Annotated in this window: 25 protein-coding genes; 11 read left to right on the top strand and 14 right to left on the bottom strand. The window is 74.1% G+C overall.

The features are described from left to right. Nucleotides 1-101 precede the first annotated feature (101 nt). From V6V16_RS02925 to V6V16_RS02940, 4 genes are all read left to right on the top strand, one after another. The gene (locus V6V16_RS02925) at nucleotides 102-1,208 is read left to right on the top strand and encodes a citrate synthase 2 (protein WP_334559220.1); all 1,107 of its coding nucleotides are present in this window, start codon (nucleotides 102-104) and stop codon (nucleotides 1,206-1,208) included. Between the two features lie 289 nt (nucleotides 1,209-1,497). Then, entirely contained in the window at nucleotides 1,498-2,625 is a 1,128-nt protein-coding gene (serC, locus tag V6V16_RS02930) for a phosphoserine transaminase (RefSeq protein WP_334559221.1), read from the top strand. Nucleotides 2,626-2,811: 186 nt separating this feature from the next. Then, nucleotides 2,812-3,897 (top strand): septation protein SepH, encoded by a 1,086-nt coding sequence (gene sepH / locus V6V16_RS02935; protein WP_334559222.1) that lies wholly within the window; start codon nucleotides 2,812-2,814, stop codon nucleotides 3,895-3,897. 76 nt (nucleotides 3,898-3,973) lie between these two features. Continuing rightward, complete coding sequence (locus V6V16_RS02940; protein WP_334559224.1) at nucleotides 3,974-4,960, top strand: aldo/keto reductase; 987 nt, start codon at nucleotides 3,974-3,976, stop codon at nucleotides 4,958-4,960. Between the two features lie 81 nt (nucleotides 4,961-5,041). On the opposite strand, the gene thpR is transcribed toward V6V16_RS02940, so the two are convergent. The 5 genes from thpR to V6V16_RS02965 all read right to left on the bottom strand — a co-directional run bounded on the left by thpR (nucleotide 5,042) and on the right by V6V16_RS02965 (nucleotide 9,681). Further along, complete coding sequence (gene thpR, locus V6V16_RS02945; RefSeq protein ID WP_334559226.1) at nucleotides 5,042-5,620, bottom strand: RNA 2',3'-cyclic phosphodiesterase; 579 nt, start codon at nucleotides 5,618-5,620, stop codon at nucleotides 5,042-5,044. 12 nt (nucleotides 5,621-5,632) lie between these two features. Continuing rightward, the gene (locus V6V16_RS02950; RefSeq protein ID WP_334559228.1) at nucleotides 5,633-6,142 is read right to left on the bottom strand and encodes a hypothetical protein; all 510 of its coding nucleotides are present in this window, start codon (nucleotides 6,140-6,142) and stop codon (nucleotides 5,633-5,635) included. Between the two features lie 105 nt (nucleotides 6,143-6,247). Continuing rightward, nucleotides 6,248-7,531 (bottom strand): MFS transporter, encoded by a 1,284-nt coding sequence (locus V6V16_RS02955; RefSeq protein ID WP_334559230.1) that lies wholly within the window; start codon nucleotides 7,529-7,531, stop codon nucleotides 6,248-6,250. Nucleotides 7,532-7,599: 68 nt separating this feature from the next. Beyond that, nucleotides 7,600-8,049 carry a MarR family winged helix-turn-helix transcriptional regulator gene (locus V6V16_RS02960; RefSeq protein WP_334559232.1) on the bottom strand — a complete coding sequence of 150 codons (450 nt, stop codon included), beginning with the start codon at nucleotides 8,047-8,049 and terminating at the stop codon, nucleotides 7,600-7,602. Nucleotides 8,050-8,202: 153 nt separating this feature from the next. Continuing rightward, entirely contained in the window at nucleotides 8,203-9,681 is a 1,479-nt protein-coding gene (locus V6V16_RS02965) for an NCS2 family permease (RefSeq protein ID WP_334559234.1), read from the bottom strand. A gap of 88 nt (nucleotides 9,682-9,769) precedes the next feature. On the opposite strand from V6V16_RS02965, the gene V6V16_RS02970 reads away from it, so the two are divergent. Next, on the top strand, nucleotides 9,770-10,018 hold the full coding sequence (locus tag V6V16_RS02970; protein WP_334559403.1) for a DUF2530 domain-containing protein: 249 nt from the start codon (nucleotides 9,770-9,772) through the stop codon (nucleotides 10,016-10,018). Between the two features lie 39 nt (nucleotides 10,019-10,057). Here the strand turns inward: V6V16_RS02970 and V6V16_RS02975 are convergent, their stop codons facing one another. Further along, nucleotides 10,058-10,897: a DUF3027 domain-containing protein gene (locus V6V16_RS02975; RefSeq protein ID WP_334559235.1), complete on the bottom strand. Its 840-nt coding sequence runs from the start codon at nucleotides 10,895-10,897 to the stop codon at nucleotides 10,058-10,060. A gap of 87 nt (nucleotides 10,898-10,984) precedes the next feature. Here V6V16_RS02975 and V6V16_RS02980 point away from each other — a divergent pair, with 87 nt between their 5' ends. Both V6V16_RS02980 and V6V16_RS02985 read left to right on the top strand, forming a co-directional pair. Continuing rightward, on the top strand, nucleotides 10,985-12,673 hold the full coding sequence (locus V6V16_RS02980; RefSeq protein ID WP_334559236.1) for an MFS transporter: 1,689 nt from the start codon (nucleotides 10,985-10,987) through the stop codon (nucleotides 12,671-12,673). Continuing rightward, nucleotides 12,670-13,335 (top strand): futalosine hydrolase, encoded by a 666-nt coding sequence (locus V6V16_RS02985; protein ID WP_334559237.1) that lies wholly within the window; start codon nucleotides 12,670-12,672, stop codon nucleotides 13,333-13,335. Before V6V16_RS02980 ends, V6V16_RS02985 begins: the two co-directional genes overlap by 4 nt. A 16-nt stretch (nucleotides 13,336-13,351) precedes the next feature. Here V6V16_RS02985 and V6V16_RS02990 read toward each other — a convergent pair whose 3' ends face one another. Next, nucleotides 13,352-14,311, bottom strand: a complete 960-nt coding sequence (locus V6V16_RS02990) for a GNAT family N-acetyltransferase (RefSeq protein ID WP_334559239.1) — start codon at nucleotides 14,309-14,311, stop codon at nucleotides 13,352-13,354. A gap of 548 nt (nucleotides 14,312-14,859) precedes the next feature. Between V6V16_RS02990 and V6V16_RS02995 the strand changes: the two genes are divergently transcribed. After that, complete coding sequence (locus V6V16_RS02995) at nucleotides 14,860-15,762, top strand: 1,4-dihydroxy-6-naphthoate synthase (RefSeq protein ID WP_334559241.1); 903 nt, start codon at nucleotides 14,860-14,862, stop codon at nucleotides 15,760-15,762. On the opposite strand, the gene V6V16_RS03000 is transcribed toward V6V16_RS02995, so the two are convergent. Then, nucleotides 15,723-16,109: a cold-shock protein gene (locus V6V16_RS03000; protein ID WP_204925856.1), complete on the bottom strand. Its 387-nt coding sequence runs from the start codon at nucleotides 16,107-16,109 to the stop codon at nucleotides 15,723-15,725. The two genes, V6V16_RS02995 and V6V16_RS03000, sit on opposite strands and share 40 nt — an antisense overlap. A gap of 32 nt (nucleotides 16,110-16,141) precedes the next feature. Further along, complete coding sequence (locus V6V16_RS03005; protein WP_334559243.1) at nucleotides 16,142-16,765, bottom strand: HAD family hydrolase; 624 nt, start codon at nucleotides 16,763-16,765, stop codon at nucleotides 16,142-16,144. An 83-nt stretch (nucleotides 16,766-16,848) separates the two neighbouring features. Between V6V16_RS03005 and V6V16_RS03010 the strand changes: the two genes are divergently transcribed. Then, nucleotides 16,849-19,323 carry a helicase-associated domain-containing protein gene (locus tag V6V16_RS03010; RefSeq protein ID WP_334559244.1) on the top strand — a complete coding sequence of 825 codons (2,475 nt, stop codon included), beginning with the start codon at nucleotides 16,849-16,851 and terminating at the stop codon, nucleotides 19,321-19,323. A gap of 12 nt (nucleotides 19,324-19,335) precedes the next feature. On the opposite strand, the gene V6V16_RS03015 is transcribed toward V6V16_RS03010, so the two are convergent. After that, nucleotides 19,336-19,584: a hypothetical protein gene (locus V6V16_RS03015; protein ID WP_334559245.1), complete on the bottom strand. Its 249-nt coding sequence runs from the start codon at nucleotides 19,582-19,584 to the stop codon at nucleotides 19,336-19,338. Between the two features lie 126 nt (nucleotides 19,585-19,710). Beyond that, the gene (locus V6V16_RS03020; RefSeq protein ID WP_334559246.1) at nucleotides 19,711-20,589 is read right to left on the bottom strand and encodes a L,D-transpeptidase family protein; all 879 of its coding nucleotides are present in this window, start codon (nucleotides 20,587-20,589) and stop codon (nucleotides 19,711-19,713) included. A 176-nt stretch (nucleotides 20,590-20,765) separates the two neighbouring features. On the opposite strand from V6V16_RS03020, the gene V6V16_RS03025 reads away from it, so the two are divergent. Continuing rightward, nucleotides 20,766-22,445 carry a DNA repair helicase XPB gene (locus V6V16_RS03025; RefSeq protein ID WP_334559247.1) on the top strand — a complete coding sequence of 560 codons (1,680 nt, stop codon included), beginning with the start codon at nucleotides 20,766-20,768 and terminating at the stop codon, nucleotides 22,443-22,445. Nucleotides 22,446-22,580: 135 nt separating this feature from the next. Here the strand turns inward: V6V16_RS03025 and V6V16_RS03030 are convergent, their stop codons facing one another. Next, a complete protein-coding gene (locus V6V16_RS03030) occupies nucleotides 22,581-23,495 on the bottom strand; it encodes an RNA polymerase sigma-70 factor (protein ID WP_334559248.1) in 915 nt (304 codons plus the stop codon). Nucleotides 23,496-23,660: 165 nt separating this feature from the next. Between V6V16_RS03030 and V6V16_RS03035 the strand changes: the two genes are divergently transcribed. Then, on the top strand, nucleotides 23,661-24,146 hold the full coding sequence (locus tag V6V16_RS03035; RefSeq protein WP_334559249.1) for a carboxymuconolactone decarboxylase family protein: 486 nt from the start codon (nucleotides 23,661-23,663) through the stop codon (nucleotides 24,144-24,146). Between the two features lie 85 nt (nucleotides 24,147-24,231). On the opposite strand, the gene V6V16_RS03040 is transcribed toward V6V16_RS03035, so the two are convergent. Beyond that, nucleotides 24,232-25,197, bottom strand: a complete 966-nt coding sequence (locus V6V16_RS03040; RefSeq protein WP_334559250.1) for a zinc metalloprotease — start codon at nucleotides 25,195-25,197, stop codon at nucleotides 24,232-24,234. Between the two features lie 284 nt (nucleotides 25,198-25,481). Next, nucleotides 25,482-26,246 carry a TIGR03089 family protein gene (locus tag V6V16_RS03045; RefSeq protein ID WP_334559251.1) on the bottom strand — a complete coding sequence of 255 codons (765 nt, stop codon included), beginning with the start codon at nucleotides 26,244-26,246 and terminating at the stop codon, nucleotides 25,482-25,484. Between the last annotated feature and the right edge of the window lie 137 nt (nucleotides 26,247-26,383).

The raw sequence follows: 26,383 nt of genomic DNA on the forward strand, positions 1-26,383 counted from the left end.
ATGTCACGAACACATCCCTGACGAGGGTCGCCTGAGGCGCTCGGCCGGCCGCGCCGGATGAGGGCCCGAGCGGGCGCATCGAGCAGACCCAGGAGAGCGACATGGCCGATTTCAAACCCGGGCTGGAGGGCGTCGTAGCCTTCGAGACCGAGATCGCCGAACCCGACCGTGAGGGCGGCGCGCTGCGCTATCGCGGGGTCGACATCGAGGATCTGATCGGCCAGGTCTCCTTCGGCAACGTGTGGGCGCTGCTGGTCGACGGGCGGTTCGGCCCCGGCCTGCCGCCGGCGGAGCCGTTCCCGGTGCCGGTGCACTCCGGCGACATCCGGGTGGACGTGCAGTCCGCCGTCGCGATGCTGGCCCCCTACTGGGGCCTGGACCAGCTGCTCGACATCTCCGACGAGCAGGCCCGCGAGGATCTCGCCCGGGTGTCGGTCACCGCGCTCTCCTTCGTCGCCCAGTCGGCGCGGGGTCTGGGCCTGCCGGCGGTGCCGCAGAAGGAGATCGACAAGGCCTCCACCATCGTCGAGCGCTTCATGAAGCGCTGGCGGGGCGAGCCGGACCCGCGGCACGTCAAGGCCGTCGACGCCTACTTCATCTCGGCCGCCGAGCACGGCCTGAACGCCTCCACCTTCACCGCCCGGATCGTCGCCTCCACCGGCGCCGACGCCGCGGCCTGCATCTCCTCCGGCATCGGCGCCCTCTCCGGCCCGCTGCACGGCGGCGCGCCGTCGCGCGTGCTCAGCATGCTGGAGGCGGTCGAGCGCAGCGGCGACGCCGAGGGCTACGTCAAGGGCGTCCTCGACCGCGGCGAGCGGCTGATGGGCTTCGGCCACCGGGTCTACCGGGCCGAGGACCCGCGCGCCCGGGTGCTCCGCCGCACCGCCAAGGAGCTCGGCGCGCCGCGCTTCGAGATCGCCGAGGCGCTGGAGAAGGCCGCCCTGGCCGAGCTCAAGGCCCGCCGGCCGGACCGGGTCCTCGCCACCAACGTCGAGTTCTGGTCGGCCGTGGTGCTGGACTTCGCCGAGGTGCCGGCTCACATGTTCACCTCCATGTTCACCTGCGCCCGGATGGGTGGCTGGAGCGCGCACATCCTGGAGCAGAAGAAGCTCCAGCGGCTGGTCCGCCCGTCGGCCCGCTACGTCGGCCCGGGCACCCGCAAGCCCAGCGACGTCGAGGGCTGGGACGCCATCCCGCACGGCGTCTGACGTCTTCCGCGAGGGCCCCCCGGCGATCGCCGGGGGGCCCTCGCGTGCCCGCGGCCCGCCAGCCTCGGCACCCGGGCACCCGGTACGGGTTGTGGCGTACGCCTCAAGGCCGCAGGTGGGACCGAGGGCCGGACGGCCGGCGGCGGGTGGGAGGATGAAGGCCGGCAGTGTCGCCGGACCGGGCCCGGATCCCGGCCGCGCCGTGCGCCTGAGCGCGCGTCCGCCGTCGATCCGCGCCCGCCTGAACCACCGGGCCCGCTCTCGCCCACGCGGAAGGATCTCGACAACCGTGGCTGACGCACCGACCATCCGGATTCCCGACGACCTCAAGCCCGCCGACGGGAGGTTCGGCTGCGGGCCGTCCAAGGTCCGTCCGGCGGCGGTCTCCGCCCTCTCCGACGTGGCGACGAGCTTCCTGGGCACCTCGCACCGGCAGAAGACCGTCCGCGACCAGGTGGCCCGGCTGCGCCGCGGTCTCGCCGACTTCTTCTCGCTGCCCGAGGGCTACGAGGTGGTGCTGGGCAACGGCGGCACCACCGCCTTCTGGGAGGTCGCGACGTTCGGCCTGGTCCGCGACCGGGCCCAGTTCGCCAGCTTCGGCGAGTTCGGCGCGAAGTTCGCCAAGTCCGTCAGGGACGCCCCGTTCCTCGGTGAGCCCACCGTCCGCAAGTCGGAGGCCGGCAGCGCCCCCACCCTGACCGCCGAGGCGGGCGTGGACGTCTACGCCACCCCGCACAACGAGACCTCGACGGGCGTCGCGGTGCCGATCAGCCGGGTGGCCGGGGCCGATCCCGGCTCGCTGCTGCTGGTCGACGCCACCTCCGGCGCGGGCGGCCTGGACGTCAACGTCGGCGAGACCGACTGCTACTACTTCGCCCCGCAGAAGTGCTTCGGCTCCGACGGGGGCCTCTGGCTGGCCCTGATGTCCCCCGCCGCGCTGGAGCGGGCCGGCGAGATCAAGGCGTCGGGCCGCTACATCCCGGCCTTCCTGGACCTGGTCACCGCGATCGACAACTCGCGGCTGGAGCAGACCTACAACACCCCGGCGCTGGCCACGATCTTCCTGGCCGCGGAGCAGACCGACTGGATGAACTCCCAGGGTGGGCTGGCCTGGGCGGCCAAGCGCACCGCCGAGAGCGCCGCGATCGTGTACGGCTGGGCGGAGCGCTCCGAGGTGGCGACGCCGTTCGTGACCGACCCGGCGCTGCGTTCCAACGTGGTCGCCACCATCGACTTCGCCGACTCCGTCGACGCCACCGCGATCGCCAGGGCGCTGCGCGCGAACGGCATCCTGGACACCGAGCCGTACCGGAAGCTGGGCCGCAACCAGCTGCGGGTGGCGCTCTTCCCGGCCGTCGAGCCGGCCGACGTCGAGGCGCTGACCGCGTCGATCGACCACGTGGTCGAGCGGCTCTGACCGCGGTCACGTTCGGTGGCCGGCGGAGCGTCGACGGCCACCGAACGTGATCATCGCCGCAGCTCAGTAACGACATGCGGGTGTCGCATCCCCCACCTCCGCGAAGATGCGCGTACGGTGGTGCGAGGACGCCCGGGTGGCCGGCTCGTGGCGTGACGGCCAGCGAAGCGGGACGGAGGCAACGCTATGCGCCCAGTACGCTTCGTCGCCCTCTCCGAGGACGGCCAGGCCCTGGTGCTCGCCGACGAGGTCGGGCGACTGCTCGCCCTTCCCATCGACGAGCGGATCGCCGGCGCCCTGCACGCCGAGCCCGGCGCCCCGCCGCTCGCGGTGGCCCCGGCGACCAGCGTCGACCCGGTCCCCTCACTCTCCCCACGGGACATCCAGGCGAAGATCCGCTCCGGCGAGTCCGCCGAGGACGTCGCCCGGATCGCCGGTGTGCCGGTCGACCGCGTGCTGCGCTACGCCGGCCCGGTGCTCCAGGAGCGGGCCATGCTCGCCCAGCACGCCCGGCGCACCCGGCTCAAGGGTGCCGAGAAGCCGACCCCGCTCGCCGAGGTGGTCAACGGCCGGCTGGCCCAGCATGGCATCGACACCGAGAAGATCTCCTGGGACGCGTGGCGCCGCGACGACGGCACCTGGCGGATCGTGGCGACCTGGCCGTCGGGCAAGGCGACCGCGCAGGCGATCTGGGATCTCGACAAGACCCGGCAGGCGGTCACCCCGCACGACGACATGGCGCAGTATCTCTGCGCCGAGCGCCCCACCCCGATCCTCGGCCAGGAGCCGGCACCGGAGCGGGGCGGCCACGCGCTGCCCGGCCCGTCGCGCGGCGAGCCGAGCCGGGGCGGGCACGGCCTGCCGGCTGCGGCCGAGCACGGCCGTTCCGGCCGCGACCCGATCCGGGCCGGGCGGGACGCCCTGCTCGCCTCCCTCGACCGTCCACTCGGCTCGTCCTCGGGCCGCGGGCTCGACCCGCGCTCCCCGGCCGCCCTGGCCGGGCAGGACGCGCCGCGGCAGCGGCCGGTCGGCGGCGGGGCGGCGGCGCTGCTCGGCGGCGGCCAGGGCTCCGCGTTCGACGACGACGCCGACGCACCCAAGGAGGTGCCGGCCGTGCCGTCGCTGGCGGTGCTCCGGCCCCGACGCACGGGCGCACCGGCGGCAGCGGCGGCCGGCGAGTCGGCCGACGCGGGCGGCAAGCCGCGCAAGCGCCTGCCGAGCTGGGACGACGTGCTCTTCGGCAGCGGCCCGGCGGCCCGCGAGTCCTCCTGACGCGCCACTCCGGCGACGGGTCCGTCGCCGGAGTGGACGCGAGGCGCGCGGGGTGCCGCCGTGGCAGGGTGGCCTCATGGAGTACACGAACCTCGGCCGTACCGGCCTGTCGGTCAGCCGCCTCTGCCTCGGCACGATGAACTTCGGGCCGCAGACCACCGAGCCGGACAGCTTCGCGATCATGGACCGGGCCCTCGAACTCGGCATCAACTTCTTCGACACCGCCAACGTCTACGGCTGGCAGACCGGCGAGGGGATCACCGAGCAGATCATCGGCCGCTGGTTCGCCCGGGGCGGTGGCCGGCGGGAGAAGGTCGTACTGGCCACCAAGGTCTACGGCAAGATGGGCGACTGGCCCAACGAGCAGGGCCTCTCCGCCCGGCACATCGTCCGGGCCTGCGAGGACTCGCTGCGCCGGCTCCAGACCGACACCATCGACCTCTACCAGATGCACCACGTGTCCCGCAGCACGCCGTGGGAGGAGATCTGGCAGGCCATGGAGACCCTGGTCGCCCAGGGCAAGGTGCTCTACGTCGGATCGTCCAACTTCGCCGGTTGGCACATCTCGGTGGCGCAGGAGGCTGCGGCGAAGCGGCACTTCCTCGGCCTCGTCTCCGAGCAGTGCATCTACAACCTGCTGACCCGCCACGTCGAGCTGGAGGTGGTACCGGCCGCGCGGCATCACGGCCTGGGCGTCATCCCGTGGTCGCCGCTGCACGGCGGCCTGCTCGCGGGCGTGCTGCGCAAGATGGCCGAGGGCGGGGCCGCGCGCGGCGCGACCGGTCGTTCGGCGGACGCGCTCGCCGCGCACCGGCCGACCATCGAGGCGTACGAGAAGCTCTGCGGCGACCTCGGCCACGACCCGGCGGACGTGGCGCTCGGCTGGCTGCTGTCCCGGCCCGGGGTGACCGCCCCGATCATCGGTCCGCGCACCACCGAGCAGCTCGACCGTTCCCTGGGCGCCCTGGCCGTCAACCTCGACCAGGAAACCCTCGCCCGCCTCGACGAGCTCTTCCCGCCCGTCGGCGCCGGCGGTCCGGGCCCCGAGGCCTGGGCCTGGTAGCCCTCCGGGCCGGCGCGTCGGCCGGGGGGTGCGCCCCGGGCGACGCGGGCTCCCCGCCGGCGCCTCCGCCCGACGGGTGCCTCAGAGGGGCCAGGCGGCCAGCCGGTCGTAACCGGGTCGGGGGCCGAGGTGGCTGCGGACGAGGACCATCTCGGTGGCCGGCCACCGCGGGCCCTCGTAGTCGTCCAGGGCCGCCACGTCGGCCGCCACGTCGAGCGGTGACAGGCGGTCGCCCGGGCGGGCGATCGTCAGGTGCGGGCGGAACGGCTTCTCGTCGTGCGGGAGGCGGGCGTGCCGCAGCCGCGAGCGGACCAGCCGGGCCAGCGCCACGACCGGCTCCAGCTCGCCCCGCAGGTCGACCCAGAGCACGGTGAACCGGCCCCGCCCGAACCGCCCGCCGCCGGCGAGGCGGAGCCGGGGCGCAGCGGGGCGACCGTCGCGGGACCACTCGGCGGCGAGCCCCAGCGCGCTCTCCACCTCGACCAGCCGCTCCGCCTCGACGTCGCCGAGGAAGGCGAGGGTGACGTGCGCGTGGGCCGGGTCGGCGAGGCGGACGTTGCGCCCGGCGGCGGCCGCCGCACCGACCCGCAGGCGGGCGACCCGCTCACCGAGGTGCGCGACCGCCTCGGGCGGCGGGTAGACCGCGACGAAGAGCCGCATGCGGAGGCGCCCTCAGCGGTGCCGCTGCCGGTGGCCGGCCCGGGCGGCGGGCAGGGTCAGCCCGGCGGCGTGCAGCACGCCCTCCACCCGGACCCGTTCCAGCTCCCGGTCGACGCCCTCCAGCTCGCCCAGGTGCTCGGCGATGCCGAGCGCCCGGCAGGCCGCCCGGAGCCGGTCGTCGTACGCCTGGAGGACCGTGCCGTGCCAGACGGACCGGCGGCCGTCGGGGCCGACCCGCTGGACGCGGAGCCGGCGCAGGTCGGCGGCGAGTTCCTCCAGCGGGCGCCGGTCGGCCCGGTCTAGCTCGGCGAGGTCGACGTCGCGGGCCAGCGCCTCGGCCCCGACCGCCCGGTTCAGCCGGGCGATGGTGCGCCGCTCCTGCCTGCGCTCACGCCACTCGGCGTAGCCGCAGGCCACCCGGTCGATGATCTCGTCGGCGCAGAAGAGCGCGGCGATCGCCGCCGGCAGGCTGGCCACGGCGACGAAGGCCAGGACCAGCAGCAGCGCGCGTCCGAGCTCCACACATCGACGCTAAGCCCCCCGACCCCCGACCGCCACCGCTTTCGTGTCATCCGCAGAGCCCGGAACGGAACGGGACGGGTCGCCCCGCTCCGACGGCGGGGACGCTCAGCAGTCGGTGGAGGTGACGTAGAAGCGCGGCATCGGCAGGACGCGGAAGCGCAGCCGGGCACCCGAGCGGCGCAGCTGCCAGGTGAGCGCGACCAGCGCGGTCGCCAGCGAGATCAGCCCGCCGATCCAGATGCTGGCGCCGGCACCGTACGTCTCGGCGACCCAACCGATCAGGGGCGCCCCGACCGGGTTGGTGCCGAGGAAGACGAGCACCCACAGGGCCATCACCCGGCCGCGGAACGCGGCGTCCGTGCCGAGCTGGACCCGCTGGTTGGCCGCCTGGGCGAAGAACACCATGAAGAAGCCGGTCGGCAGCAGCAGCGTGACCACCATCCAGTACGCCGGGGCGAGCCCCACCAGGGTGCCGAAGGCGGCGCAGCCGACGGCCGCGCCGAGTACCAGCCAGACCGACGGGCGGCTGCGCCGCCCGGTGCCGGCGAGCGCCCCGACCAGCGCGCCGACCGCCAGCGCGGTGCTGAAGAGCCCGAACGACGCCGCCCCGGTCTCGAACACGGTCTTGGCCAGCGCGGCGAGGGTGAGCTGGAAATTGAACAGCGACATGCCGATCACCGACATCACCGCCATGGGCAGCAGCAGGTCGGGCCGGCGCCAGACGTAGCGCAGACCGTCGACCACCTTGGCCGAGGCCCGCTCGTCGCGCGGCGGCAGCGCCTCCCGGTGCAGGTCGGCGGGGCGCATCCGGATCACGGTGACCAGCGGGGCGACCGAGCTGAGCGCGGTGAACAGGAAGACCGGCCCGACGTCGAACGCGGCGATGGCCAGGCCGGCGACGGCCGGACCGACGATCCGGGCGGAGTTGAACACGGCCGCGTTGAGCGAGAGCGCGTTCGGCAGCAGCGAGGTGCCGACCAGTTCGGAGACGAAGGCCTGCCGGACCGGGGTCTCCACGGCGTTGGCGACGCCGAGCAGTGCCGCGAACGCGAAGACGTGCCAGAGCTGCACGAGGTCGGTGATCACCAGCAGGCTCATGCCGAGCGCCAGCACGGTCCAGAACGCGTTCGCGACGAAGAGCAGCATCCGCTTGTCGTAGCGGTCGGCGAGGCGGCCGGAGAGCAGCGTGAGAAGCAGGACCGGGGTGAACTGGAGTGCGGTCACCACGCCGAGCGCGGTGGCGGAGTTGTCGGAGAGCTCGAGGACGAGCCAGTCCTGGGCGATGAACATCATCCAGACGCCGATCAGTTTGATCAGCTGCCCGGACGCGAAGAGCCGGTAGTTGCGGACCTGTAGGGACTGGAACATCGTGCTCAGCTTCGCCTGCACTCTCGGTGCGCCTCCTCGCGGTCGTACGCGTCATCGACGTCGGACGGCGCGGTGGCACGACGCGCGGGTCAGGCGCGGGCGACCTGCTGGAGGATCTCGGCCGCCTGCCGGAGGGTGTCCCGCTCGGCGTCGGTGAGCTCGGCCAGCCGGTGGGCAAGCCACTCGTCACGGACCCGCTCGAACTGGTCGAGCACGGCCCGTCCTCCCTCGGTCGCCGCCAGGATGACCTGCCGGCCGTCGGTCGGGTGGGGGGTGCGCTGCACGAGGCCGCGCTCCTCCAACTTCGCGACGATCTTGGTCATCGTCGGCGGCTGCACCCGTTCCACGTCGGCCAGTTCCCTGGGCGTCAACGCGCCCGCCAGCCGGAGACTGGTGAGCGCGGAGAGCTGGGTGACCGTGAGGTCGCCGACCGGTCGGGCCTGGCGGACCCGCCGGTTGAGCCGGGTGATCGCATCACGCAGCTGAGGTGCCAGCTGCGCCGGTGGCACGCGCTTCGCCGTCACCGTCCGCTCCGTCACGATAGTTAGCCTAACTAATTAGCCTGGCGAATGAGCTGCGATATGACCATGCTCACGAGAAGTTTGCCCTGCTCCGGGCCGGGTATCCGATTCGGATTCCCGGCCCGGGGCTATCGGCTTACCGGCCCGGAGCCTTCCGGCCGGAGCCGAGGGTCAGAGCACCACGGATTCGATCGGCCCGCGCAGGAAGTAGAGCACGAAGAGGGCGGCCACCCCGTACAGCAGCGGGTGGATCTCCCGGGCCTTGCCGCGGGCGAGCTTCACCACCACGAAGGTGATCAGGCCGGCGCCGATGCCGTTGGAGATCGAGTACGTGAAGGGCATCAGCACGATCGTCAGGAACGCCGGGATGGCGATCTCGTAGTCGGACCAGTCGATCGTCCGCACCGCGGTCATCATCAGGAAGCCGACCACCACCAGCGCGGTGGACGCCGCCTCGAACGGCACCACCACGACCAGCGGTGCCAGGAACATCGCCAGCAGGAACATCGCGCCGGTGACCAGGTTGGCCGCGCCCGTCCGGGCGCCCTCGGCCACACCGGCGGCACTCTCGATGTACGACGTGTTGCTCGACGTGCTCGCCGCGCCACCGGCCGCCGCCGCGATCGAGTCGACCAGCAGGATCTCCTTGGCCCGCGGCGGGGTGCCCCGCTCGTCGAGCATCTTCCCCTCCTGGCCGACCGCGACCATCGTGCCCATGGTGTCGAAGAAGTCCGTGATCAGCAGGGTGAACACGAACATCAGCACGACCACCCAGCCGGCGCGGCCCCACGAGTCGAACACGTTGAAGTTGCCGAGCAGTGACAGGTCCGGCACGTCAACCCAGCTCTTCGGCAGCTCCGGGACGTTCAACGCCCAGCCCTTCGGGTTGGGCTTGCCATCGACGAAGGACGGCCCGATGTTCGCCACCGCCTCGACGATGATCGCCAGCACGGTGGAGCCGAGGATGCCGATCAGGATCGCGCCCCTGACGCGGCGCACCAGCAGCACGATGGTCAGCAGCAGGCCCACCACGAAGACCAGCAGCGGCCAGCTGGCGAGCTTGCCGCCGATGCCCAGGCTGACCGGGACGGTGCTGTTCTGCACGTCCGGCACCCGGCGCACGAAACCGGCGTCGACCAGGCCGATGATGGTCAGGAAGAGGCCGATGCCGACGCCGATCGCCGTCTTCATCTGCGTCGGCACCGAGCGGAACACCGCCGTACGGAGGCCGGTCAGCACCAGCACCGCGATGATCAGGCCCTCGATGACCACGAGGCCCATCGCGTCCGCCCAGGTCATCTCCGGGGCGATCTCGTACGCGACCAGCGCGTTGACGCCGAGGCCCGCGGCGAGCGCCAGCGGGAACCGGCCGACCACGCCCATCAGGATGGTCATCAGGCCGGCTACCAGGGCGGTTGCCGCGGCGAGGGCGGGAATGGGGAGCTTCTGGCCGTCGCCGTCGACGGCACCACCGATGATGAGCGGGTTGAGCACCACGATGTACGCCATCGTGAAGAAGGTCGCCAGGCCACCGCGTACCTCGCGGCTCATCGTCGAGCCGCGGGCGGAGATCTCGAAGAACCGGTCGAAACCGTTCCGGGGGTGCGCTTGGTCGGGTGGTGTGCCGTTCTCGGGCGGCGCTACTGCCATCAGGTCCTCGCAGGTGATCTTCCGTTTGTCGCGCGCATCGTCGCAGATCACCGGCCGGCAGGAAAAGTTGATCGCGTACGCTTGCCGCGTGCCGAAGGAGCAGCCCCCGCGGCCCGAGCCGCTCGACCCGCCGATGGTGCCGTTCGCCCTCGCCGGAATGGTGGCCTGGGCGCTCGCCGGGCTGGTGCTGCTGGTGTTCTTCCGCGACTGGCTGGTCACGCACGATCACCAGGACTGGTTGTGGACCTGCCTGGCCGGTTTTCTGTGGGGCTTCCCCGGTCTCGCCGTGATGATGCGGCACGACGCCCACCGCCGTCGCCGCCGCGCGGGCCGCTGACCCGCGGCGACGCCGGCCCGGCGGGGTCGCGCCGGTGCGTCAGGGCTGGCCGTACGGCTCCGCCGGCTCGGCGGCCTCGACGGAGCCGGACGCCCGGCTGACGGCCATCGGCTCCACCGCGCTGTCGTCGTAGACCGTCGGCATCTCGTCGACCGGGGTCTCGGCGACGTCGATCAGGGCCTCGGAGTGCGCCCCGCAGCCGTGGTCGGCGCTGACCACCCGGCCGTCGTCGGGGGCGTAGAAGTTGCCGCACGCCCCGAAGGCCCGCCGCAGGGCGCCGGCGAGCGGCAGGTAGAAGCCGCAGGTGCCGCAGCGCGCGGCGGCGGGTGCGGCGGTCGAGATCGGGGCGGACGGGCCGTGGTCGCCGTCGTACCAGCGCTGGGCGGCCTCGCTGCGGCCCTCGCGGGAGAGCACCCGGGACCGACCGAGGCCGAGCTCCCAGGCGGTCTCCTCGACGGCGGGGTCGTCGGAGAGCAGGTAGCCCGGCTGGAGCCGGTCGTCGTCCGGCGGGGTGGGCAGCAGGTCGCCCGGCCCGAGGTCGCCCGGCTTGAGCCGCTCCTGCCACGGCAGCCAGCCGGGCGCGAGCATCGCGTCGGCGCCGGGGAGCAGCACGGTCTCGCAGACGGTGACCTGCCGGCTGCGCGGCACGCGGGTCACGGTGACCGCCCACCGCCAGCCCCGGTAGCCGGCGAGGCGGCACTCGAAGTAGTGCGTGACGAGCCGGTCCCCCTCCGCGACGGCCTGTAGGTGGTCGCCGATGTCCGAGGCGTCGACCTCGGTGATGGCGTCGCGGGCCACCTCGACGGCGGCGGCGCAGACCTGGTCGAGACGAGCGGCACGGGCGGAGGCGGGCCTGGTCACCAGACCATTGTTCCCCATGGGTACGGCCGACCGACAGGCACCCGCCGAGGACGTTCTGGGACAGTGGTGCCGCGTGGACGGACCGGATGGGCGAGGATGGTGCACATGCCGCTGTTCTCCCGCTCCGGGCGGTCCGTATTCGGGCGGACCGTCGGCACCGGCATCAAGGCCGTCCGCCTGCTGTTCCGCGGCTCGGTCAGCGGTGGGCGCTGGATGACCCGCCGGGCCGGGCGAGCCCGTGCCCGGGGCGCCGGCGGCGAGGTCGGCATGGTCCGCCTCTTCGACCTGCACGCGGTCTCCTGCGCCGGCGACACGCTGATCGCCATCGGCCTGGCCGGCACGATCTTCTTCAACGTCCCGCTCGGCGAGGCCCGCAGCAAGGTGGCGCTCTACCTGCTGGTGACCATGGTGCCGTTCGCCATGCTCGCCCCGGTGGTGGGGCCGCTGCTCGACCACTTCCGCCACGGCCGCCGGTACGCGCTGGCCGCCACCATGCTCGGCCGGGCCTTCCTGGCCTGGCTGATCTCCGACTACATCCACGGGTTCGGCCTCTACCCGGCGGCCTTCGGCGTGCTGGCGCTCTCCCGCGCCTACGGGGTGGCCCGCTCGGCGGCCGTACCGCGGCTGTTGCCGGAGGGGCTCGGGCTCTCCCAGGTCGGTGCCCGGGCCAGCGTCTACGGCACCGTGGCCGGCGCCCTGGTCGCCCCGATCGGCCTGGCCGCCTTCTGGTTCGGGCCGCAGTGGCCGCTCCGGGTGGCCTCGATCATCTTCCTGGTCGGCATGGTGATCTCCCTGCGCCTGCCGCCGAGGGCCGACTCCGAGCCGCCGGAGCGGGTGCCCCGGCCGCTGCGGGCGCTGGGGCGGCGCACCGGTGACCGCCCGCTCGGCCGGGGGCGCCCGGCCGGCCGGCTCGTGATCGCCACTCTGATCAACTCGGCGACGCTGCGCGCGGTCTACGGCTTCCTCCTGCTCTTCCTGGCCTTCGCGATCAAGGCCGGCGACCTGACCACCGTCGTCTTCGGCCGGGACCTGGGCGACGAGGGGGCGCTGGGCCTCGTCGGCGCGGCGCTGGCCGTGGGCACCTTCCTCGCCACCGCGATCGGCACCCGGCTACGCATCCACCGGCCCGCCGCGATCCAGTCCAGCGGCATGATCATCGTGGGCGGCGTGGCGATCCTCGCCGCGTTGATGTTCTCGCTGCCGATGGTCGCCCTGCTCTGTCTGGTGACCTCCATGGTCAGCGGCATCGCCAAGCTCGCCGTCGACGCCTCGATCCAGGAGCGCATCCCGGAGCGGCTGCGGGCCAGCTCGTTCGCCCATTCCGAGACGGTGCTCATGCTCGCGTTCGTCGCCGGGGGCGGGCTGGGCCTCGTACCCTTCGACGGCCGGATCGGGATCGCCGTCGCCGCGGGGGTCGGCACGGTGGCCGCCGTCCGGGGCGTGGTGGTGGCGGGTCGCCTGCGCGCCGAACGGCTGGCCGGTCGGCCGCTCGCCGACGACGAACTGGCCGACGAGACCGACGAACCCGGCGGGGACGACGGGACCGGCAGCGGCCCCACCGCCGACCGCGGCACCGGGGCCGAGGCCGAGGCCGAGGCCGAGGCCGAGGCCGAGGCCGACTCCGGGACCGGGGTGGCGCCCGTCTCGCCCGCGCCGGCGCAGGCCGGCCGGCCGCTGGACGACCCCGCCCTGGCCCCGCCGGGCTACCACATCTACCGCCCGTCGTCGGCGGTCGGCGGGCCGGGCGGCACGGACGACGAGACGCGGCGGGAACCGCAGGGGCCGCTACCGTGACCGGTCTGCTCGTGGTCACGGCCGTGCCCGCCGAGGCCGAGGCGGTCCGGGCGGGCCTCACCGACCCGTCCGCGACGGTGGTCCCGGTGGGGGTCGGGCCGGCGGCCGCCGCCGCCACCACCGCCCGCCTGCTGGCGCTCGCCGAGGCGGCCGGTCGGCCGTACCGCGGGGTGCTCAGCGCGGGCGTGGCGGGCGGCTTCGCGGGTCGGGTGGAGGTGGGCGCCACGGTGCTCGGGACCACGGCGGTCGCCGCCGACCTGGGTGCCGAGTCACCCGCGGGCTTCCTCGGCGTGGACGAGCTGGGGATGCCCCCGGAGTGGCTCGGCGGCGGCTCCACGCTCGCCGCCGACCCGGGACTGCTGGCCGCGCTGCGGGCCGCGCTCCCGACGGCCACGGTCGGCCCGGTGCTCACCGTCAGCACGGTGACGGGGACCGCCGCCAGCACCGACGCGCTGCGCCGCCGCCATCCCGACGCGGTCGCCGAGGCCATGGAGGGGTACGGCGTCGCCGTCGCCGCCGGGCAGGCCAACGTCCCCTTCGCGGAGCTGCGTACCGTCTCCAACCCGATCGGCCCCCGCGACCGCGACGCCTGGCGGATGCGCGAGGCGCTCGCCGCCCTGACCGCGGCCGCCACCGCCCTGACCGCGCCTCACCCGGCCTGACAGGGCCTGACCGGCCTCAGCCGGCCCGACCTGTCTGGCCCAGCTGGCCCAGCTGGCCGGACGGTCGATACCCGGTAGCGGGCCGGCGGTCGAGCCGTAGCGCCCACGGCCGGCTCGCCTCGAACCGGTAGCCGCAGGCGAACAGCAGGTCGGCCCCGGCGGCCTCGACGATCGCGTGGGCGGTCCGGATGCCCGACCGGTCCATCTCGTCGGCGAGCATCCCGACCAAGCGACGCCCGATGCCGAGCCGGCGACAGTCCCAGGCGACGAGAACGCCGTCGAGAACCACCTCTCGTTCGTCGCTCGGGTCGTCGCCGTACATCAGGTGCGGGCTGCGCTCGTGGGCCCGCAGTTCACCGACCAGCTCGCCACCCGGCAGCTCGGCCACGAACCGCCACGACGTCGCCGGCAGGCCGTCGCCCGCCACCCGACGCAGCCGGACCGTGCGCCGGATCTCCTCGGCACGCCGGCGCCGGTCCCGGTAGCGACGGTTGCGCTCGTAGGTGGCGGGCGGTAACGGTAGCGGCCAGAGCGCCGGCGGCAGCTTGTACCAGCTCGCCCACCAGGCACCCGGCCAGTCCTTCGGTTCCCGCACCTCCCAGGCGTCGAGGTGAGCCGGATAGCGGCGCCCCGCCCCGTCCCGCAGCGCGTCGTGCGGCACCGCCTGCAACGACAGGCCCGCCGTGGCATCGGCTGGGCCGGCGGTCGCGGCTGGGCCGGCGGTCGCGGCGGTCGCGGCGGTCGCGGCTGGCCCGGCGGTGTCGCGCACGCCGATCACCACCTCCCCTCCGGCGGCCCGGACCAGCCGCTCCACCGTGCGGAACCGTGGATCAGCAGCCCGGCCCGACTCGATCCGGGCCAGGGTGGCCTGGGGCACCCCCGAACGCTCGGCCAGCTCCCGCTGGCTCAGGTCCGCCCGGCGGCGTAGGGCCCGCAGGGCCGTGCCCAGGTCGACGGCCTCCGTCAGCTCTGCCACGGGAACATGCTCCCCGGCGCGGCGGAGAGTTCTCAACACCCGCCCGCAACCTGTGGACAAGCCTGTGGACAACCTCGCCCGTCCTCGGCGGACCACGCCACCACATCAATTCCTTCCGGCCGAGCCGGCCCGGCCGAAGAGGGAGGACGAGGTCGCTGCCACGACGCTTTCGAGCTGAATCGTCTACGACATCAGGCGCCGCTTGCCACCCGCGCCGCCTGACGATCCCCACCCTTCAACGCTGGTAGCTGGAGCCAAACGGCAGCGCCTGACGGCGGAGAGACGGAGATGGGCGGAAGGCTGCAGGCGGCCGGACTTCACTGGTGTCCGGAGCCGGGGTGGCGGGCGCGAGTACGGCTGAGTCGTTTGTGACATCAGCTCGAAAGGGGCCACGGGACAAGGTCTCCCGCAGAGCGGCACACGCGGTCCTCTCCGCCCGGCGCGGCGAAGCGGGCCCAGTTCACAGCGGACCCGGCTCACACCGGGCCCGGCTCACACCGGGCCCGGCACCGTCGGGCGCCCGCGCGGGGCGGGGCTACGGTGGGGGCGTGGCGCTCTCGCTGGCGATCTCGCCCTGCCCCAACGACACGTTCGTCTTCCACGCCCTGGTGCACGGTCTGGTGCCCGGCGCCCCGCCGGTCGACGTCACGTACGCCGACGTGGACGTCACCAACACGGCCGCCGAGCGGGGGGCGTTCGACCTGGTCAAGGTCAGCTACGCGGCGCTGCCGTGGCTGCTGGACGACTACCACCTGCTGCCCTGCGGGGGTGCGCTCGGCCGTGGCTGCGGCCCGCTGGTGCTGACCCGCGGCGACGGCTCCGGACACCCCGACCGGCCCGCCGGCCCCGGCCCCGGCCCCGGTATCCGCGCCGGCGCCGGTGACGGCCGCCCCGATCTGTCCGGCGCGACGGTGGCGGTGCCCGGCGACCGGACGACGGCGTACCTGCTCTTCCGGCTCTGGGCGGCCGACCGCCCGCCGGCGCGGATCGAGGTCGTGCCGTTCCACGAGATCATGCCGGGGGTCGCCGACGGCCGGTGGGACGCCGGTCTGGTCATCCACGAGGCCCGGTTCACCTATCCGCGGCACGGGCTGACCGCCCTGGTCGACCTGGGCGAGTGGTGGGAGGCCGACACCGGCCTCCCGATCCCCCTCGGCGCGATCCTGGCCCGACGCGGCGCGGTCGACCCGCGGGCCGCGGCGGGGTGGATCCGCGAGTCGGTCCGCCGGGCCTGGGCCGATCCGGCCGCCAGCCGGGAGTACGTGCTGACGCACGCGCAGGAGATGGAGCCCGACGTGGTGGACCGGCACATCGGCCTCTACGTCAACGAGTTCACCGCGGATCTGGGGGACGCGGGGTTCGCCGCCGTGGAGGCGCTGCTCGGCCGGGCCGCCGACGCCGGGCTGGTGCCTCAGACCTCCAGCTCGCTGGCGACCGCGTGGACCAGCTGAGCGATCTTCTGTGCCGTCTTGCGGTCCGGGAAGCGGCCCCGGCGCAGGTCCGGCTGGACCTTCGCCTCCAGCACCTTGATCATGTCCTCGACGAGGCCGTGCAGCTCCTCGGCCGGCCGGCGGCGCAGCTCCGCCATCGACGGCGGGGCGTCGAGCAGCTTGACCCCCATCGCCTGCGCGCCCCGGCGGCTGTCGACCACACTGAAGTCGACCCGCTGGCCGCCCTTGAGGTCGGTGACGCCCGCCGGCAGCGCGCCCTTGGGCAGGAACACGTCGCCACCCTCGTCACTGGTGACAAAGCCGTATCCCTTGGCCGCGTCATACCACTTCACTCGACCCGTCGGCACCTGTGAACCCCTGCTTCGCTCGAGCTTGACGTCTACCGCCCCAAGGCTAGCCGGATCATGCCGTCCAGCGCCGCCGGGAATCCGGTGAGATCATCCAGCACCACCTCCGCCCCGGCGCCACGCAGCTCCTCCGCCGGGCAGGGGCCGGTGGCGACGCCGATCCCGGGCACGCCGGCCGCCCGCGCGGCCACCATGTCCGCCACGTGATCGCCGACGTAGTGGGTCGCGCCGTGCTCGCGCAGCGCGGTCGCCTTTCCCTCCGCGAAGAGGTCGCCGGCCACCTCGTCGACCACCATTCCGAGATGGTCGAGGTGCAGCCGGGCCAGGCGGCCCAGCTTGGCGGTGACCACCAGCACCCGGCCGCCGCGCTCGTGCACCGCCTCGATCGCGGCGGCGGCGCCCGGAAGCGGGACGGTGGGCGTGATGGCGTACGCCGGGTACAGCTCGCGGAAGGTACGCACGGCCGCGTCGACCTGCTCCGGCGGGAACCAGCGGGCGATCTCGGTACGCAGCGGCGGGCCGAGCCGCGACACGACGGCCTCGGCGTCCACCCGCACCCCCGTGCGGGCCGTCAACGCCCGGAAGGCGTCGGCGATGCCGGGACGCGAATCGACCAGGGTCATGTCGAGGTCGAAGCCGACCGTGAGCGCTGCCATGCGGAGAAGGTACCCGCCCGGCCCGGGTCAGCCGGACGTCCGAGGGGCGGGATGACCCCCTGCCGGGCTAGCGTGGAACGACGATGACCACCTCACTCGCCGACCACCTGCGGTCGCTGCCCGACGAGTCGCTCGCCGCCCTCCTCCAGCTGCGGCCGGACCTCGTCGTACCCGTGCCCGCCGACGTCTCCGCGCTCGCCATCCGGGCCCAGTCCCGGGTCTCGGTGGCCCGCGCGCTCGACGGGCTGGACCAGTTCACCCTGCTCGTGCTGGACGCCGCCCGGCTGACCCGGCACCCGGGCGAGGGAACCACCTCCACCGACACGGTGCTGGCCATGGCCACCGCCGGCCCGCACCCGCCCGCACCCACCGCCGTGCGCGCCGCGCTGGGCCGGCTGCGCGCGCTCTTCCTGCTGTACGGCCCCGAGAGCGGCCTGCACGTGACGGCCGGCGTCGACGAGGTCGCCCCGTACCCCGCCGGGCTGGGCCGACCGGCGGCGGAGCTGGACCCGCGGGCGGCGGCGCTCTGCACGGACCCGGCGAAGCTGCGGCGGACGCTGCTGGCCGCGCCTCCCTCCGCCCGGGCGATCCTGGACCGGCTGGCCGGCGGGCCACCCGTCGGGAGCGTGCCGGCCGGCGCGTTGCAGGCGCCGGCGGTCGGCGCCGAGGACGACCTGCCCCCGGACCCGACCAACGGCGGCGCGCCCACCGGCTCGCCGGTGCGCTGGCTCGTCGACCACCACCTGCTGGTGCCGGTCTCCGGCGGGACGGCCGGCGCCGCCGGCACCGTCGAGCTGCCGCGGGAGGTCGGCCTGCTGCTTCGCCGCGACAGCGGCCCACTCGGCCCGCTGCGCAGCAGCCCACCGCCGGTGGCCACCGCACCGCGCGAGCCGAAGGCCGCCGACTCTGCGGGCGCCGGCCAGGCCATGGAGGTGGTACGCCACACCGAGGCGCTGCTGGAGCAGCTCGCCGCCGACCCCGCCCCGGTGCTCCGCTCCGGCGGCGTGGGCGTACGTGACCTGCGCCGACTGGCCCGGGCGGTCGGGGTGGACGAGCCGACCGCCGCCCTGCTGCTGGAGGCGGCGTACGCGGCGGGGCTGGTCGGCGAGGTCGACCTGCCCGGGGCCACCACCGCCCGGTACGGCGCGGACCAGCAGGTCCTGCCCACGGCCGGGTACGAGGTGTGGCGGGCGGGAACGCTCGCGCAGCGCTGGGACCAGCTCGCCCGGGCCTGGCTGACCATGACCCGACAGGCCGGACTGGTCGGGCAGCGCGACGACCGGGACCGGCCGATCACGGTGCTCTCGGCCGAGGCGGAACGGGCCGGCGCGCCGGCCGCCCGCCGGGCCGTCCTCGGGGTGCTCGCCGACCTGGAGCCGGCCACCGGACCCACCCCCGAGGAGGTGCTGGCCCTGCTCGACTGGCGGGCGCCGCGGCGCAGCCGGGGGCGGGAGGGCGCGCACCGCGAGGTGCTGACCGAGGCGGCCACGCTCGGCGTGACGGGGCTGGGGGCGCTCACCTCGTACGGACGGCTGCTCGTCGCCGACGTGACGGAGACCGACGAGCGGGGCGGCGACGACCCGCTCGGCCTGCGGGCCGAGGCCGGCGACGCGACGAGCGCCGTACGCGCGCTGGACGCCCTGCTGCCCGCCCCGGTCGACCACTTCCTCGTGCAGGCGGACCTGACGGTCGTGGTGCCCGGCCCGCCCGACCCGGCGCTCGCCGCCGAACTGGAGGTCGTGGCCGAGCACGAGTCGGCCGGCGGGGCCAGCGTGCACCGGGTCACCCCGGCCAGCGTGCGCCGGGCCCTGGACGCGGGCTTCTCGGCCGACGACCTGCACGCCCTGTTCCGGCGGCGCTCCCGCACGCCGGTCCCGCAGGGGATGACGTACCTGGTGGACGACGTGGCCCGCAAGCACGGCGGGCTGCGGGTCGGCTCCGCCGGGGCGTACGTGCGCAGCGACGACGAGGCGCTGCTGACCGAGGTGCTCGCCGACCGGCGGCTGGAGTCGCTGGCGCTGCGCCGGCTGGCGCCCACGGTGCTGTCGACGCCCTACCAGGTCAACCGGATGCTGATGGCGCTGCGCGACGCCGGGTACGCACCGGTGCCGGAGGACGCGAGCGGCGCCGCCGTGCTCGCCCGCCCGAAGAGCCGGCGGGCCCCGGCCCGGGTGCCGGTGACGACGAGGTCGCTCGACCCGCTGACCACGCCGAAGCTGGCCATGCCCCGCCTGCTCGGGGTGGTGGAGCAGATCCGGCGGGGTGACGCGGCGGCCCGGGCCGCGAAGCGGGCACCGGCGGTGGTGCGGGGCGGCGCCGGGCGCACCGGTCCGGCGCCGGTGCATTCCCACAGTGACGCCCTCGCCGTGCTCCAGCAGGCCATCCGGGACCGGGCGCTGGTCTGGGTCGGGTACGTCGACGCGCACGGGGCGACCGCGTCCCGGCTGGTCCGGCCCGTCTCGATCGGGGCGGGCTACCTGCGCGCCGAGGACGAGCGGACGGAGATGCTGCACACCTTCGCCCTGCACCGGATCACGGCGGCCGCGCTGCAGGACTGAGCGGGGCCGGGGTCAGCGCCGGCTGCGGCGTACCGTCCCGACGACCGAGACGGCCAGCAGCAGCGCGAACCCGGCCCCGGCCGACTCGCCGACCGAGGCGACGAAACCCTGCCGGAGCACCAGCCAGCCGAAGAGGAACCAGCCGAAGAGCACCACCGCGGCGACCGCGTACGCGACGACGGTGGCGGTGGAGACCTCCTCGGCGGGGGACGGGTCGCGTTCAAGCGCGTGTTTCCGGGCCACTTCGCGGTCGACCGTCATCTCCAGCCTCCCCGTCCGGTGCGACGTCTGGCGTCCAGCGTGTCACCCCGGTGACGCGAGTGACAGGGGATAAAACCCGGATCGGACGAGTTGTGCGACCTCGGGCGGCGCGGACGGCGGGGCGACTCAGGTGCCGGGACGGCGACCGAACAGCACGACCTTGCTGCCGATCTTGCCCAACCGCCAGTAGCGGACGGCGTCGTCCGGGAGCAGGTTGATGCAGCCGTGTGAGCCGATCGACTTGTCGTGCAGGTAGGTGGTGGTCTGGTGGTAGCCCATCCCCTGGGTGAAGTGCTGCCAGTACGGCAGCCAGACCTCGTACGGGTCGGACCACTCCTTGACGTTGCGGTAATTGATCTTGAAGGTGCCGGCCGGGGTGCGGTAGCCGGGCATGCCCGTCCGGGTCACCGTCGGCTTCTCGATCACCTTGCCGTCGCGCATCACCCAGGTGGTCTGCCTGGTCAGGTCGATGCAGAAGGTGGTGCCCGAGCCGGCCCGGCAGCGCGCGGTGTCGGTGGTGGCGAGGCGCTTCGCCACGTCGTACGTGGTGGGCCCGGCCCGGCCGTGGGCGGGGCGGATGTCGTACCGCTTCTGGAACTTCTTGATGGCGGCGCAGTCGAGGGCGGTCTGCCGGCCGTCCACCCGCACGGGGCCGAAGTCGCCCAGCCGGGCGAGGTACGCCTCCACCTCGCGCTGGTGCTCGCCCTGCGGACAGCCGGCGACGGAGGGCGACGCGGCGGGCTTCCGCACGGGACGGGTCGGCTTCGGTGCGCTCCGGGCCGGCGTCGGCCTGGCCTTCGGCTTCGGCGGCGCCGTGGCGGGCCGCGCCCGCTGGTCCGGCCCGGGCGAACCGCTCGCCCCCGTTACCCGCTCCGCAGCCCCGACCGGGACGGGCCCCCCGCCCCCGCCTCCGTCGGCCTGCGGATCGAACGCGCACGCACCGGCGCCGACCAGCGTGACCAGCGCCAGGGCGACGAGGCGGGTGGTGGACCGGACGTATTTCATGGCGCCTCCCCTGACACGTGTCACTTTGACAGACGTTGCGAGTACCGCTCCGGTTGCGCCCGGTGCCCAGATTTTTCCGCCGCCACCCGCGTGCGTGCAACACTGGTGGGTCGGCCCGGGGCGGGTCAGTCGCCTCCCGGACAGCCGACGACCCGAGTCGGAGGAGAGGCACTGGCGTGAGCGGTGGACCCCTGATCGTGCAGTCGGACAAGACCCTGCTGCTGGAGATCGACCACCCCGACGCGCAGGCGTGCCGGATGGCCATCGCCCCCTTCGCCGAGCTGGAGCGCTCGCCGGAGCACGTGCACACCTACCGGCTGACGCCGCTCGGGTTGTGGAACGCGCGCGCCGCCGGCCACGACGCCGAGGGCGTGGTGGACTCCCTGATCAAGTACTCCCGCTACCCGGTGCCGCACGCGCTGCTGGTCGACGTGGCCGAGACGATGGACCGGTACGGCCGGCTCCAGCTCGCCAACGACCCGGCGCACGGCCTGGTGCTGCGGGCGCTGGACCGGCTGGTGCTGATCGAGGTCGCCAAGAGCAAGAAGCTCGCCGGGATGCTCGGCAACCGGCTCGACGACGACACGATCGCGGTGCACCCGTCCGAGCGGGGCCGGCTCAAGCAGGCCCTGCTCAAGCTCGGCTGGCCGGCCGAGGACCTGGCCGGCTACGTCGACGGCGAGGCGCACCCGATCGAGCTGGCCGAGGCCGGCAAGGACGGCCGGAAGCCGTGGACGCTGCGGTCGTACCAGCGGGAGGCCGTGGAGGCGTTCTGGGCCGGCGGGTCGGGCGTCGTGGTGCTGCCCTGCGGCGCCGGCAAGACGCTGGTCGGGGCGGCGGCGATGGCCGAGGCGAAGGCGACCACCCTGATCCTGGTCACGAACACGGTCGCCGGCCGGCAGTGGAAGCGGGAGCTGATCGCCCGCACCTCGCTGACCGAGGAGGAGATCGGCGAGTACTCGGGCGAGCGCAAGGAGATCCGCCCGGTCACCATCGCCACGTACCAGGTGCTCACCTCGCGGCGCGGCGGCGCCTTCACCCACCTGGACCTGTTCGGCGCCCGCGACTGGGGCCTGGTCGTCTACGACGAGGTGCACCTGCTGCCCGCGCCGATCTTCCGGTTCACCGCGGACCTCCAGGCCCGCCGCCGGCTGGGCCTCACGGCGACCCTGGTACGCGAGGACGGCCGGGAGGGCGACGTGTTCAGCCTGATCGGCCCGAAGCGGTACGACGCGCCCTGGAAGGACATCGAGTCGCAGGGCTGGATCGCCCCGGCCCAGTGCACCGAGGTACGCGTCACGCTCACCGACGCGGAACGCATGTCGTACGCGACGGCGGAGGCCGAGGAGCGCTACCGGATGGCGGCCACCGCCCGCACCAAGCTGCCCGTGATCAAGGCGCTGGTCGACCGGCACCCCGACGACCAGGTGCTGGTGATCGGCGGTTACATCGACCAGCTGCACCAGCTCGGGGAGTACCTGGACGCGCCGATCGTGCAGGGCTCCACCACCAACAAGGAACGCGAGCGGCTCTTCGACGCGTTCCGCTCCGGCGAGGTACGCACCCTGGTCATCTCGAAGGTCGGCAACTTCTCCATCGACCTGCCCGAGGCGGCGGTGGCGATCCAGGTGTCGGGCACGTTCGGCTCCCGCCAGGAGGAGGCGCAGCGGCTCGGTCGGGTGCTGCGGCCCAAGGCCGACGGCCGGCAGGCGCACTTCTACACGGTCGTCTCCCGGGACACCATCGACACGGAGTACGCCGCCCACCGGCAGCGCTTCCTCGCCGAGCAGGGGTACGCGTACACGATCGTCGACGCCGACGACATCCTCGGCCCGAAGCTTCCCAGCGTCGACTGACCCGGGTCGACCCGACGTCGCCGGCCCACCCGGTCGTTCCCGTGCGTCCCGGGGCTCCGGTTGCCCTCCCGCGCGCTTTGGAGCTGATGTCGTGAACGACTCACCCGTACGGCCGGGCTCCTTGCCGGTCCCGGCTCACCGGCTCAGGGCGGTCTCCCGTTCCATGTGGGACAGCTTCTCGGGGTTGCGTACGGCGTAGATCCCGGCGATGCGGCCGCCGTCGATCCGCACGGCCAGGACCGTGTCCAGCTCGCCCCCGAGTTGGACGATCAGCGCCGGGTGGCCGTTGACCTGCGCGGGCCGCCACGACGTGCTGCCCGCGACCCTGCCCCACCCGCCGGCCAGCAGGCGGGCCACCTTGTCGGCCCCGACGATGGGCCGCGGGACCGCCTGCTTGACGCCGCCACCGTCGCCGAGCAGGACCACGTCCGGCGCGAGGACGTCGAGCAGGCTCTGCAGGTCGCCGGTCTCGACCGCCCGCTGGAACGCGTCGAGCGCGTACCGCGTCTCGGCCGCGGAGACGACCCGGCGGGGCCGGCGCGCCGCGACGTGTGCCCGTGCCCGGTGGGCGATCTGACGGACGGCGGCGGGGTTCTTGTCGACGGCTTCGGCGATCTCGTCGTAACCGAGGTCGAAGACCTCGCGCAGCACGAACACCGCCCGTTCCGTCGGTGCCAGCGTCTCCAGCACCAGCAGCATCGCCATCGATACGCTGTCGGCCAGCGCGACGTCCTCGGCGACGTCCGGAGTCGTGAGCAGCGGCTCGGGCAGCCAGGGGCCGACGTAGGACTCCCTGCGGCGGCTCAGCGTACGCAGTCGGACGAGTGCCTGGCGGGTGGTGACGCGGACCAGGTAGGCGCGCCGGTCCCGGACCGTGTCCAGGTCGACGCCCGCCCACCGCAGCCAGGTCTCCTGCAGGACGTCCTCCGCGTCGGCGGCCGAGCCGAGCATCTCGTACGCGACGGTGAAGAGCAGGTTGCGGTGGGCGAGGAACGCCTCGGTGGCCGGATCCGGGCGGTCGTCGGCGGCGGTCTGCGGCGTGCCCACCATGGGTCGCTCCTGTTCCCTCGGCTGCGTCGCCCATCAGATGCCGGAACCGGCCGTTCTGTGACACCGCCGGCTGTGTCGGTCGTCACCGGACGGCACCGTCACACGCCGCCGCTGGCCGGCATCTCGTGTTCGTCCAACCGAACGCCAGGAGTGAGGGACGGAAGCATGGACGCCCGATTCAACCTGTTCGACAACGAGACCGCCATGAGGTTCGCCAAGCGCTTCGCGAACGCCGGCACGGTGATCCAGCAGTCGCCGCTGCCCAGGGCCACGCAGGAGCTGGTGTCGCTGCGGGCCAGCCAGATCAACGGCTGCGGCTGGTGCATCGACATGCACACCAAGGAGGCCGCGGCCGCCGGCGAGAGCGCCGTCCGGCTCCACCTGGTCGCCGCCTGGCGCGAGTCCACCGTGTTCACCGAGGCCGAGCAGGCCGCGCTGGCCCTCGCCGAGGAGGGCACCCGGCTCGCCGACGCCCACCAGGGCGTGTCCGACGAGACCTGGGCCCAGGTGCGCGAGCACTACGACGACGACCAGACCGCCGCGCTGGTCGCCCTGGTCGCACTGATCAACGCGGCCAACCGGATCGCCGTGATCGTGCATCAGCGGGGCGGTTCCTACCAGCCGGGCATGTTCGGCGCCGCGTTCGACTGATCCGGGAACCGGCCCGGCGCGGGATAGCCGGTCCGGGGCCGACGGTGGCGGCCGGTCGACGACCGGCCGCCACCCGCGTACCGCGTCAGCCGGCGCCGCCGGCCCGGAACGCGACCCAGGCGTCGCTCATCCGGTCCGCCTGACCCGGGGTGAACATGTTCATGCAGGAGTCCTGCGTGTAGTCCATGAAGTTGTGGATCGGGTCGAGCCCGGGTGCGGTGCAGGTGTCCGCGCCCACCGGGCAGTTGAACTGCGGTGCCGCCTCCCGCGGGGTGTCCGCCACGAAGTCGCCGGCGGCGGAGCAGCCGTGCGCGAAGGTGTGCTCCAGCATCAGCCAGTGCCCGACCTCGTGCGTCAGCGTGTCGCCGAGGGCGTACTTGCCCGCCGTGCCGCCCGGCATCGACTCGTCGAGCATCACCACGCCGTCGATGTGGTCGCGGCCGTTGTTGTAGCCCTTCGGGAAGTACGCCCAGCCGAGCAGGCCGTCGCCGATGTTGGCCGCGTACACGTTGAGGGTCTCGGAGTCGCCGGTGTGCAGCGCCTTCTTCATGTCGCGCTCGTTCTTGCCCGGCACGACCGTGTACCAGGCGCTGTTCACCGTCCACGTCGTGTCGACCAGGTCGAACCGGAACGGGGTGTCGGAGGCGTTCGCGGCGGTGCGGCCCGCGAACGAGTCGTTGAGCACCTTCATCTGCGCCGCGATCAGGGTGTTCCACCGGGTCGTCTCGGCCGCGCTCAGGGCATGATCGGAGATCATGTGGAAGACCGTCGGCACGGTGACGCTGCCGTCGGCCAGGCGCGGGGCGTCCTTGATGACGCCGTAGGCGTTCGCCTCGTTCTTGGCGTACAGCTCCGGCTCCTGCGCGGTGGCACCCTCGGCGAGCCGGGCCGCGCCGTGGCCGTGGCCGTGGGCGTCCGGCTCGCACTCCGCGGCACCCGGCGAGACGGGCACGGGCGCCGCCGACACCGCGCCGTAGGCGCCACCGGACGCCAGGAACGTGGCGGCGGTGGCGGTGAGGACCGCGAGTCGGAAGATGGGTCTCCTGTGCATCGGTGCACCTTTCAGGAATGGAGGCGGTGCGGAGTCGACGCGGGGTTGTCACGACCTGGTCGATGACGTCGTCTTCCGGTATGAGACCACGTCGATGGCGCCGGCGACAGACCTGCGGAAAGAGCTGGTTCTCCCTGTAACGGCAGGGCGTCGGGGAGCGCTGATCGGAGGCGCGCGAGACGCGCCGAGCCCTCTTCGCGCGTACCGGTCGCGGGCCGTCTCGTCCTTTCCGGACGGTCACCGGCGGCGGACCCGGTGGTGGAGGTGGGCGCGGACCCCGCCCGTCAGAGCACCCGGGTGATCTGCTCGGCGGCGATCCGGGCGTCGAGCCGGGCCGGGTCGAGGTTGGCACAGAGCACCACCGACGCGCCGACGGCCAGCGGCGCCAGCAGCCAGTACACCGGCTGTTCGTGCTCGGCGACGTCGACCAGCAGCCGGTCGCCGGCCCGCAGGTCGAGGCGCTCCGCCACGGCCAGCGCGACGCTGCCCCACTGGCGGTAACTCGTACCGTCGGGGCTGGCCGCGTGGGCGCTCGTCAGCGGGGCGGACGAGGACAGCGCGTCGGTGTGCCGGCCCACCTCGGCGAGCCAGTCGCGGTATTCCTCGGGCGCCTTGGCGCGCGGGGTGACACCGAGGGAGAGGACGAAGCGGTGCCGCGCCTCCGGCACGTCCTCCAGCCAGTCGTCGAGCCGCTCGGCGCTGACGAAGACCGCGTCGTACGGCTCGTCGGAGCCCGGCTCCACCGGCGGCAGGCCGGCGGTCGCCCGGGGGCGGAAGGAGACCGCCACCCCGGCCGACCAGGCGCCCAGCAGCACGGCGGCGCTCTGCCAGTGCGCCGGGAGCAGTACGGCCGCCCGGTCGCCGACGCCCAGCCCGCAGCCCTCGCGCAGCAGCCCGGCGGCCCGCGCCGCCCAGCCGCCCAGTTCCGTCGCGGTCAGGTCGACCCGCTCACCGGTCGCGTCGTCGAGGTAGGTGAGCAGCGGCCGGTCCACCTCCGCCGCCCGGCCACCGGTCAGCGGTTCCCGGACGAGGGCATCGGTCATGTTCATGTCGCACTCCTCGGCAGGCTGCCGCCACCCTACTCAACGGGCTACGGGCCGGTAGGGCTCGACGCGTCGCCCCGGACACCGGCGCCGACACGGTGCGGGCACTCCGCGGGCACCAGGCGTTCCCCCGGCGCGCGGCG

Source organism: Micromonospora sp. CPCC 205561, assembly GCF_036906775.1.
GTDB lineage: Bacteria > Actinomycetota > Actinomycetes > Mycobacteriales > Micromonosporaceae > Micromonospora.

Coding starts and splice junctions, on each gene's coding strand:
- V6V16_RS03045 (WP_334559251.1), bottom strand. CDS start 26,246: ATGAACATGACCGATGCCCTCGTCCGGGAACCGCTGACCGGTGGCCGG.
- V6V16_RS03015 (WP_334559245.1), bottom strand. CDS start 19,584: ATGACGGTCGACCGCGAAGTGGCCCGGAAACACGCGCTTGAACGCGAC.
- sepH (WP_334559222.1), top strand. CDS start 2,812: ATGCGCCCAGTACGCTTCGTCGCCCTCTCCGAGGACGGCCAGGCCCTG.
- V6V16_RS02980 (WP_334559236.1), top strand. CDS start 10,985: ATGCCGCTGTTCTCCCGCTCCGGGCGGTCCGTATTCGGGCGGACCGTC.
- V6V16_RS02965 (WP_334559234.1), bottom strand. CDS start 9,681: ATGGCAGTAGCGCCGCCCGAGAACGGCACACCACCCGACCAAGCGCAC.
- V6V16_RS03020 (WP_334559246.1), bottom strand. CDS start 20,589: ATGAAATACGTCCGGTCCACCACCCGCCTCGTCGCCCTGGCGCTGGTC.
- V6V16_RS03030 (WP_334559248.1), bottom strand. CDS start 23,495: ATGGTGGGCACGCCGCAGACCGCCGCCGACGACCGCCCGGATCCGGCC.
- V6V16_RS02940 (WP_334559224.1), top strand. CDS start 3,974: ATGGAGTACACGAACCTCGGCCGTACCGGCCTGTCGGTCAGCCGCCTC.
- V6V16_RS02975 (WP_334559235.1), bottom strand. CDS start 10,897: ATGGGGAACAATGGTCTGGTGACCAGGCCCGCCTCCGCCCGTGCCGCT.
- V6V16_RS03010 (WP_334559244.1), top strand. CDS start 16,849: ATGACCACCTCACTCGCCGACCACCTGCGGTCGCTGCCCGACGAGTCG.
- V6V16_RS02925 (WP_334559220.1), top strand. CDS start 102: ATGGCCGATTTCAAACCCGGGCTGGAGGGCGTCGTAGCCTTCGAGACC.
- V6V16_RS03040 (WP_334559250.1), bottom strand. CDS start 25,197: ATGCACAGGAGACCCATCTTCCGACTCGCGGTCCTCACCGCCACCGCC.
- thpR (WP_334559226.1), bottom strand. CDS start 5,620: ATGCGGCTCTTCGTCGCGGTCTACCCGCCGCCCGAGGCGGTCGCGCAC.
- V6V16_RS03035 (WP_334559249.1), top strand. CDS start 23,661: ATGGACGCCCGATTCAACCTGTTCGACAACGAGACCGCCATGAGGTTC.
- V6V16_RS03005 (WP_334559243.1), bottom strand. CDS start 16,765: ATGGCAGCGCTCACGGTCGGCTTCGACCTCGACATGACCCTGGTCGAT.